This window comes from Sulfitobacter sp. R18_1, from assembly GCF_017743915.1.
Taxonomy (GTDB): Bacteria; Pseudomonadota; Alphaproteobacteria; order Rhodobacterales; family Rhodobacteraceae; genus Sulfitobacter; species Sulfitobacter faviae.
This window is the reverse complement of sequence record NZ_JAGHRG010000011.1, coordinates 190,161-199,501: the sequence shown is the minus strand read 5'-3', so window position 1 is coordinate 199,501 and position 9,341 is coordinate 190,161. Positions and strand designations below refer to the sequence as shown.

The window sequence follows — 9,341 nt, the reverse complement described above, 5'->3', positions numbered from 1 at the left end:
GGAGATGTGTATAAGAGACAGGAGTGGGGGGTGAGTGGAAGAAGGATGTAGGTCCTTGTCAGTCATCCCGAAACTCCGTCCGTTGCAGAATCAGGTATAGGATTTAGTGCTTAACAACCTATGAAGATTTCCCCGCGTATTTGATTCAACCCCAGCGTGCCACCGTCAGGTCGCAGCCCCGCCGACGGTCAGCCCGCCGATCATCAGAGTGGGCTGGCCCACACCCACCGGCACCCACTGCCCCTGTTTGCCACAGTTGCCCATGCCGGGGTCGAGCGTCGGGTCGTTGCCGATGGCGCGGATCTTTTGCAAGGCCGTGGCCCCATCGCCGATTAGGGTCGCGCCTTTGACCGGCGCGCCGATCTTGCCGTTCTGCACGCGGTAGGCCTCGGTGCAGGAGAAGACGAATTTACCATTGGTGATATCGACCTGACCGCCGCCGAAACCCACGGCATAGATCCCATCATTGAGATCAGCCACGATATCGCCGGGTGCCGCCTCGCCGCCCAGCATATAGGTGTTGGTCATGCGCGGCATCGGGATATGCGCATAGGACTGCCGCCGCCCGTTGCCTGTTGAGGCGCTGCCCATCAGCCGCCCGTTCTGACGGTCCTGCATATAGCCGACCAGCACACCATCTTCGATCAGCACATTGCGCGCCGAGGGGGTGCCTTCGTCATCGACTGAGATTGAGCCGCGCCGGTCGGGGATCGTGCCGTCATCCAGCACGGTCACGCCCTTGGCTGCGATCTGTTGGCCCATCAGCCCGGCGAAGGCGCTGGAGCCCTTTCGGTTGAAATCGCCCTCAAGCCCGTGGCCGATGGCTTCGTGCAGCAGAATTCCGGGCCAGCCGGGGCCAAGCACCACGTCCATCACGCCCGCGGGCGCAGGGACGGCTTCAAGATTCACGCAGGCGATGCGCAGGGCTTCGCGGACTTTGGCCTGCCAGTCTTCGGGGGCGAGCATACCGTCGAGCCCGATCCGCCCGCCGCCGCCGACACCGCCGCTCTCGCGGCGGCCATCCTGCTCGACAATGACCGAGACATTGACCCGCGTCATCGGGCGCACGTCACGCACCGAATGCCCCTCGGGGCGGAGAATCTCGACCTCTTGGATGCTGGCGGCAATCGTGGCGCTCACCTGTACCACGCGGGAATCGAGGCTGCGGGCATAGGCGTCGATCTCGCGCAGGGTATCGACCTTGACCGGAAAGGCGTGGCCCGCGATCGGGTCTTCGTCCGTATAGAGACGCGTGTTGCTGGCCTGAGGCGCATCCGCCCATGTGCCGCCGCCATCGCCCACCGCCAGCCGCGCCGTTTCCGCCGCGCGGCGCAGGGCGGCCTCGCTCAGTTCGGTCGAATGGGCGTAGCCTGCCACCTCACCGCGCACGGCGCGCAGGCCAAAGCCCTCGGCGGCATCATAGCTGGCGGTTTTGAGGCGTCCGTCGTCGAAAACCAGCGCCTCAGAGCGCCGCCGTTCGAGGAATAATTCGCCGTCATCGGCGCCGGCCACGGCCTCGCGCAGCACGCTCAGAGCGGTTTCTCGGTCCAGATCGGCCTCGAAGGGGGTGAAATGCGCGCGGCTCATCGGGGGTATCCTTGCTTGCTGTCACAAAACTGTCTCGCGCGGCTCTATGACGCAAGCATGTGACTTTATCTTGTAGGCAGAATATGATTGTAAGCACCCAGGATTACAACGGCACCGGATCGCAGCAGCGGTTTGGGGTGCTTATCGGCTTCTTAATGGTCACAAGATCAGGACGACATATGAAACATCTACTCCCCCTTTCCGGTCTTATGACCAGCCTTGCCGCCCTGCCTGCATTGGCACAGGACAGCCTGCGCATTGACGGGCTTGATGTCATCGGCAGACCTGTTGACGGCGAGACAGGCTTTCAACCCGCCGTTACCGAATTGGCGCGGGATATCCATGATTTGGATCACCTGATTCTGGTGATCATCGCGGCGATCACCGTCTTCGTGACCGGCCTGATCATCTGGGTCATGATCCGCTACAACAAAAAGCGGAACCCGAACCCCTCGTCCTTCACCCACCACACCCCGATCGAGATCGCTTGGACCATCGGGCCGATTCTCATCCTCGTGCTGATCGGTGCCTATTCGCTGCCGATCCTGTTCCGCCAGCAGGAAATCCCCGAGGCGGACATCACGATCAAGGCGATCGGCAACCAGTGGTACTGGACCTATGAATATGTCGACGAAGAGATCGCCTTTGACAGCTACATGATCGGCGCTCCGGCGACGCTGGGCGATGGCGATGAGGACGTAACACCGTTCGTGCTGAATGACGCGATGGTCGCCAAGCTCGAAGACGAAGGCTATAGCCGCGACGACTTCCTGCTGGCCACCGACACATCCGTGGTGATCCCCGTGGGCAAGACCATCGTCGTGCAGGTCACCGCCAGCGACGTGATCCACTCTTGGACCATCCCCGCCTTCGGCGTGAAACAGGATGGCGTGCCGGGCCGTCTGGCCGAACTGTGGTTCACTGCCGAGCAGGAAGGCGTCTACTTCGGCCAGTGTTCCGAGCTTTGCGGTCAGGCCCACGCCTATATGCCGATCACCGTCAAAGTGGTTTCGGAAGAGGCCTATGCGGAATGGCTTGGCAACGCCAAGGCGGAATATGCTGGCATCGAACAGCCGCTGACCGTCGCCTCTAAGTAAGCCAGTTCCACGGGGCAGGGCGCAGGCCCGTGCCCCGTGTTTACCCTTGGAAGGTTCGGGATGACTGACATCACCAATACGCCAACAAGTGAATACGACGCGCAGCTGGGGGATTACTTCGCCCTGCTGAAGCCGCGCGTCATGTCGCTGGTCGTTTTCACGGCCTTCGTAGGGCTGTTGGCCGCGCCGGTTTCGGTCAATCCCGTCATCGGCTTTTGCGCGATCTTGTTCATCGCCATCGGCGGCGGTGCCTCGGGCGCGCTGAATATGTGGTGGGATGCCGATATCGACGCGGTGATGCGCCGCACGCGCGGGCGCCCGATCCCCTCGGGCCGGGTCCAACCCGGTGAGGCGCTGACGCTTGGCGTGGCGCTCTCGGGCCTGTCGGTGATGATGCTGGCGCTGGCAACCAACCTGCTGGCGGGCGGGATGCTGCTTTTCACCATCCTTTTCTACGCCGTTTTCTATACCATGTGGCTCAAGCGTCTGACGCCGCAGAACATCGTCATCGGCGGTGCCGCGGGGGCCTTCCCGCCGGTGATCGGCTGGGTCGCCGCCACGGGCAGCTTCTCGGTCGAGGCATGGCTGATGTTCGCGCTGATCTTCATGTGGACACCGCCGCATTTCTGGGCGCTGGCGCTCTTCATGCGCTCGGACTACGACGACGCCAAGGTGCCGATGCTGACCGTGACCCATGGCCGCCCGGCCACGCGGCTGCATATCCTCGTCTACACCGTCCTTCTGGCCGCTCTGGCCATTGGCACGGCCTTCACGGCCATCGGCGGTATCTTCTATTTCGCCGTGGCGCTGGTGCTGAACGCGGCCTTCCTCTTGGGCGCCTACCGCATCTGGAAGCGGGATGAGGTCATGGCCGAGGGTGACGACTATGCCGAAGAGCGCAAGTTCTTCCGCCTGTCGCTGGCCTATCTCTTCTTGCACTTCGGCGCGATCCTGGGCGAAGCGGCCCTGCGCACCTTTGGCTTGGGAGGCTGGTAATGGGCATCCGACCAGAGCATGAGCTGCACGACCGCCGCCGTGGCCGCAACATCGGCGTGGGCCTGATGCTGGGCGCCTTTGTGGTGCTGATCATGGCGCTGACCTACGTCAAGATCACCCAGACCGATTTCGAACTCCCCCCGGAGCAACGCGAGGTGACACAGTAATGGCGCTTTCAGGTCCTCAGAAAACAGTGATGCAAACCGTCGGCGTGGTGGTGCTCATGGGCGGGCTCGCCTGGGCGTCGGTGCCGTTTTACGACTGGTTCTGCCGGGTCACCGGCTTTGGCGGCACGCCGGGGCAGGTCTCTGCCGCCAGCGCCGATGTGCTGGATCAGACAGTCAAGGTGCGGTTCGACGGCTCCCTGAATGACGGCATGCCGTGGGAGTTCAAACCCGTGGTGCGCGAAATGGAAGTCCGCATCGGCGAGACCGGCCTGGCCTTCTACGAGGCGTACAATCCGACCGACAAACCGGTGGCGGGGCAGGCGAGCTATAACGTCACCCCCTATACCGCCGGGGCTTTCTTCGAGAAGATCGACTGCTTTTGCTTTACCGAACAAGTGCTGGCCCCGGGCGAGCGCGTGCAGATGCCGGTGAGCTTCTTCGTCGACCCGGAAATGGTCGAAGACCGTGATGGGAAGTTTGTACATACCATCACTCTGTCCTATACATTCTACGAAATTGACCTGCCCGAGGGCTATGCCGCCCTTGATCAGGACAGCGCCACAACAACCAATTAACGACCTGATTGAACAAAGGTGAGGGACCCGCAACCATGGCCCATGCAAAAAACCACGACTACCATATTCTCCCCCCCTCGACCTGGCCGCTGCTGGGGTCGGTAGGCGGATTTGTCATGCTGGCGGGCGCCGTCATGTGGATGCACGGGATGACGCCCTTCGTCTTCTTGGGCGGTCTGGTCGCCACCCTCTACGTCATGTTTGGCTGGTGGGCCGAAGTCGTCTCGGAAAGCGAAGTGGGCGATCACACCGGTGTGGTGCGGATCGGCCTGCGCTATGGCTTCATCCTTTTCATCATGTCCGAAGTGATGTTCTTCGTCGCGTGGTTCTGGTCCTTCTTCAAACAGGCCCTTTACCCGATGTATGAATATGTCGGCACGGAATACGTCCAGCCCGAGATTCACGCGGTTGACGCTTTCCACCTGCCGCTGATCAACACGCTGGTCCTGCTGCTGTCGGGCTGCGCCGTGACATGGGCGCACCACGCGCTGGCCCATGAGAACAACCGCAAAGACCTGGTCTCGGGCCTGACCATCGCGGTGATCCTCGGCGTGCTTTTCACCGCGTTGCAGGCTTACGAATACTACGAACTGCTGGTCCATGACGATTGGACATTCGGCGGCGACATGTATTTCTCCAGCTTCTTCATGGCGACCGGCTTCCACGGTTTCCACGTGATCATCGGCACGATCTTCCTCTTCGTCTGCCTGCTGCGCGCCATGCGCGGCCACTTCACCCCCGAACGCCATGTCGGCTTCGAGGCGGCCGCGTGGTACTGGCACTTCGTCGACGTGGTCTGGCTGTTCCTCTTCTTCGCCGTCTACATGTGGGGCCAGCCCTGAACATAGGGCGGGGTTGCATCCGCGCCCCACACCCGTAAAACCCAAACGCGCGAAGCCCTCTTCGCGCGTTTGTCGTTTCAGCCAGAGAGATTCGAATGCGGCGCAGCCTGTTCTTCATCATCGTCGGCCTTGGCGGGGCAGCCATCCTCGTCGCACTCGGGGTCTGGCAGGTGCAGCGGCTGGCGTGGAAAGAGGCGATCATCGCCGACATCAACAACCGCATCGCCGCCGCGCCCGTCGCCTTGCCCGCCGACCCTGACCCGGAAGTCGACGCCTATCTGCCCGTCACCGTCAGCGGAGAGATCGGGGCGCAGGCGCTGCATGTGCTGGTCAGCCAAAAGCAGAAAGGGGCGGGCTACCGCGTCATCGCGCCTATGGCGCTTGAAAGCGGGCGGCGCGTGCTCATCGACCTCGGCTTTACCGCCACATCGAACAAAGACGCCATCGCCCCCGCAGGCACCGCCACCCTGACCGGCAATCTGCAATGGCCTCAGGAGGTCGACAGTTTCACGCCCGAGGCCGACATGGATCGCAACATCTGGTTCGCCCGCGATGTTGAGGTCATGGCCAAAACCCTCGACACCGAACCGCTTTTGATCGTCATGCGCGAAGGCGCCGGGCCGGACCCAAAGATCACCCCGCTGCCTGTCGATACCGCCCGCATCCCCAACGATCACTTGCAATATGCAATCACCTGGTTTTCCCTCGCCGCCATCTGGCTGGCGATGACCGTCCTTTTCCTGCGCCGCCGCCGCGCCCCTGCAACGCCGAAAGTCGACTGACCCTATGCGCTATATCTCTACCCGTGGCTCCGCCCCTGTTCTGTCCTTCGAAGAGGCGATGCTGACCGGCCTTGCCCGTGACGGCGGCCTCTACGTCCCCGAAACGATCCCGACGCTGAGCGCGGAACAGATCGCGGCCATGCAGGGCCAAAGCTACGAAGAGGTGGCCTTCACCGTCATGCGCCCCTTCATCGGTGACACTTTCACCGACGAAGAATTCCGCGCCATCATCGCCCGCGCCTATGAGGGCTTCGGCCATGCCGCCCGTGCGCCCATGGTGCAACTCGCCCCGAACCACTTCCTGCTTGAGCTGTTCCACGGGCCGACACTGGCGTTCAAAGATTTCGCCATGCAGCTTATCGGCCAGATGTTCCAAGCCGCCTTGGGCCGCAAGGGCGAGCGGGTGACCATCGTGGGCGCCACCTCGGGTGACACCGGCTCCGCCGCGATCGAAGCCTTCAAGGGGCTCGACAATGTCGACGTCTTCATCCTCTACCCCCATGGCCGCGTGTCTGACGTGCAGCGCCGCCAGATGACCACGCCTGCGGAAACCAACGTGCACGCGCTGGCCATCGACGGCGATTTTGACGATTGCCAAGCGCGCCTTAAGGACATGTTCAACGATTTCGACTTCCGCGATACCGTGCGGCTGGCGGGCGTGAACTCGATCAACTGGGGCCGGGTGCTGGCGCAGGTGGTCTATTACTTCACCGCCGCCACCAGCCTCGGCGCGCCCCTGCGTGAGATCAGCTTCACTGTGCCGACCGGCAATTTCGGCGACATTTTCGCGGGCTATATCGCCAAGCGCATGGGCCTGCCCATCGCCGATCTCGTCGTCGCCACCAACCAGAACGACATCCTGCACCGCTGCCTCTCGGGCCAGGGCTATCACAAGGGGAGCGTGACCCCGTCAATCAGCCCTTCGATGGACATTCAGGTCTCCTCGAATTTCGAACGCGCCCTCTTTGACGCCTATGACCGCGACGCCGGTGCCGTGGCGCAGTTGATGGACGAATTGGGGCAGGGCGGTTTCGACGTCTCTCAAGGGGCGATGCAAGCGCTGCAAGACATCTACCGCTCGGGCCGCGTCTCCGAAGAGGAAACCACCGCCACCATCGCTGACCGTCGCCGGACCACGGGTGAGCTGCTTTGCCCGCATTCCGCCGTGGGCGTGAAGGTTGCGGATGATCTGCGCGATCCGGCCACGCCGATGGTCACCCTCGCCACCGCCCATCCGGCCAAATTCCCCGACGCGGTCGAAGCCGCCACTGGCATCCGCCCGGGCCTGCCGCCCCGCATGGCGGACCTTTTCGACCGGGAAGAACGTTTCACCCGGCTGCCTAACGACCTCGACGCGCTCAAAGCGCATATCAAAGGAAACCTCTCCGCGTGAGCCTACAACGGACCACATTGCCCAACGGCTTTCGCATCGTCACCGAACATATGGAGGGGCTTGCCTCCTCCGCCATCGGCGTCTGGGTCAACGCAGGCGCGCGCCACGAGACCCCGCAGCAAAACGGCATCGCGCATTTCCTCGAACATATGGCGTTCAAAGGCACCGCGACCCGTTCTTCGCTGCAAATCGCCGAGGCGATTGAGGATGTGGGCGGCTATATCAACGCCTACACTTCGCGCGAAGTCACCGCCTATTACGCCCGCGTGCTGGAAAACGACGTGGCGCTCGGCCTTGACGTGATCGCCGACATCCTGCGCAATCCGGTGCTGGACCCTTCGGAAGTCGAAGTCGAACGCGGCGTGATCCTGCAAGAGATCGGCCAAGCGCTCGACACGCCCGACGATGTGATTTTCGACTGGCTGCAAGAGCAAGCCTACCCGGATCAGCCCATCGGCCGCACGATCCTTGGGCCAAGCGAGCGGGTCTCGGCCTTCTCGCGTGACGACTTGCAACGGTTCATTGCCGATCACTACGGGCCGGAGCAGATGATCCTTTCGGCCGCCGGTGCGGTGGACCACGACAGAATCGTCAAACTCGCCGAAAGCCTCTTTGGCGACATGCCCGCCAAGACGCTCTACCAGATCGACAGCGCCCGTTTTGGCGGCGGCGAATATCGACAGGTCAAACAGCTGGAACAGGCCCATTTCGCGCTTGGCTTTGAGAGCCCCGGGTACCGCTCCGACGACATCTACATCGCCCAGATCTATGCCTCGGCCTTGGGCGGCGGCATGTCCTCGCGCCTGTTCCAAGAGATTCGTGAGAATCGCGGCCTTTGCTATACGATCTTCGCCCAAGCGGGCGCCTATGCCGACACGGGCATGACCACAATCTACGCCGGCACTAGCGCCGAACAACTGCCCGAACTGGCCAATATCACCATCGACGAGATGAAGCGTGCCGCCTCTGACATGTCGCCTGCCGAAGTCGCCCGCGCCCGTGCGCAGATGAAGGCCGGGCTGCTCATGGGGCTGGAAAGCCCCTCAAACCGTGCCGAACGACTTGCCCGTCTGATCCAGATCTGGGACCGTGTGCCGCCGCTGGATGAAACCGTCGCCCAGATTGACGCGGTGACCACCGGCGACGTGCGCGACTTCGCCGAACGCATGGCCACGCAAGCCCCTGCGGCTCTCGCGCTCTACGGTCCGGTCGATGCCGCCCCGACGCTGGACGACCTTCACAACAGACGCGCCGCCTGATGCTGGGGCGACGCAAACTGCGGATTGAAACGGAACGGCTGACCCTGCGCCCGCCGATCCACGCCGATTTCCGCGCCTGGGCGGCCCTGCGCCGCGCCAGCAACGACTACCTGCGCCCGTGGGAGCCGACATGGGCCGAGGATCACTTGACCCGCAAGGCTTTTACAAACCGTGTCTACTGGGCGCAGCGCTCGGTCTCCTCGGGCAACGCCATGCCGCTCTTCCTGATCCGGCGCAGCGACCAAAACCTCGTCGGTGCGATCACCCTCGACAACATCCGCCGCGGGCCGGCCCAATCCGGCACCTTGGGCTATTGGACGGGCGAACCCTTTGCCCGCCAAGGCTACATGCGCGAGGCGATCGAAGCGACGGTGCATCAGGCCTTCACCCGCCTCGACCTGTCGCGCATCGAAGCCGCCTGCCTGCCGGAAAACCAAGCCTCCCGCGGGCTGCTCGAAAAGGCGGGCTTCAAATACGAGGGCGTCGCGCAGAGCTATCTGCAAATCGATGGCCGCTGGCGGACCCATGTGCTCTACGCTTCTCTCCGCAAAGACCGGCGGGGCCGCACGGACGTAGGCTAAGGCTCAAGGCGAAACGCTTCGCTGACAACACAAGCATCGCCGGGGCATGATCGCCCTGCCTC

Annotated in this window: 10 protein-coding genes; 9 read left to right on the top strand and 1 reads right to left on the bottom strand. The window is 62.9% G+C overall.

Annotated elements, in window-relative coordinates; all coding sequences use genetic code 11:
• Window positions 1-165: 165 nt before the first annotated feature.
• Window positions 166-1,587, bottom strand: a complete 1,422-nt coding sequence (gene tldD / locus J7392_RS20125) for a metalloprotease TldD (RefSeq protein WP_209219113.1) — start codon at window positions 1,585-1,587, stop codon at window positions 166-168.
• A 179-nt stretch (window positions 1,588-1,766) separates the two neighbouring features.
• Between tldD and coxB the strand changes: the two genes are divergently transcribed.
• The 9 genes from coxB to J7392_RS20080 all read left to right on the top strand — a co-directional run bounded on the left by coxB (window position 1,767) and on the right by J7392_RS20080 (window position 9,279).
• Window positions 1,767-2,684 (top strand): cytochrome c oxidase subunit II, encoded by a 918-nt coding sequence (gene coxB, locus J7392_RS20120; RefSeq protein WP_209219112.1) that lies wholly within the window; start codon window positions 1,767-1,769, stop codon window positions 2,682-2,684.
• Window positions 2,685-2,744: 60 nt separating this feature from the next.
• A complete protein-coding gene (cyoE, locus tag J7392_RS20115) occupies window positions 2,745-3,680 on the top strand; it encodes a heme o synthase (protein WP_209219111.1) in 936 nt (311 codons plus the stop codon).
• Window positions 3,680-3,847, top strand: a complete 168-nt coding sequence (locus J7392_RS20110; RefSeq protein ID WP_067267789.1) for a cytochrome C oxidase assembly protein — start codon at window positions 3,680-3,682, stop codon at window positions 3,845-3,847. Before cyoE ends, J7392_RS20110 begins: the two co-directional genes overlap by 1 nt.
• The gene (locus J7392_RS20105) at window positions 3,847-4,422 is read left to right on the top strand and encodes a cytochrome c oxidase assembly protein (protein WP_209219110.1); all 576 of its coding nucleotides are present in this window, start codon (window positions 3,847-3,849) and stop codon (window positions 4,420-4,422) included. The genes J7392_RS20110 and J7392_RS20105 overlap by 1 nt, the downstream gene beginning before the upstream one ends.
• A 35-nt stretch (window positions 4,423-4,457) precedes the next feature.
• Entirely contained in the window at window positions 4,458-5,264 is an 807-nt protein-coding gene (locus J7392_RS20100) for a cytochrome c oxidase subunit 3 (protein ID WP_209219109.1), read from the top strand.
• Window positions 5,265-5,359: 95 nt separating this feature from the next.
• The gene (locus J7392_RS20095) at window positions 5,360-6,046 is read left to right on the top strand and encodes an SURF1 family protein (RefSeq protein ID WP_209219108.1); all 687 of its coding nucleotides are present in this window, start codon (window positions 5,360-5,362) and stop codon (window positions 6,044-6,046) included.
• 4 nt (window positions 6,047-6,050) lie between these two features.
• Window positions 6,051-7,439: a threonine synthase gene (gene thrC, locus J7392_RS20090; protein WP_209219107.1), complete on the top strand. Its 1,389-nt coding sequence runs from the start codon at window positions 6,051-6,053 to the stop codon at window positions 7,437-7,439.
• Window positions 7,436-8,698 (top strand): pitrilysin family protein, encoded by a 1,263-nt coding sequence (locus J7392_RS20085; RefSeq protein WP_209219106.1) that lies wholly within the window; start codon window positions 7,436-7,438, stop codon window positions 8,696-8,698. Before thrC ends, J7392_RS20085 begins: the two co-directional genes overlap by 4 nt.
• Window positions 8,695-9,279, top strand: a complete 585-nt coding sequence (locus tag J7392_RS20080; protein ID WP_067267819.1) for a GNAT family protein — start codon at window positions 8,695-8,697, stop codon at window positions 9,277-9,279. Before J7392_RS20085 ends, J7392_RS20080 begins: the two co-directional genes overlap by 4 nt.
• Window positions 9,280-9,341 lie beyond the last annotated feature (62 nt).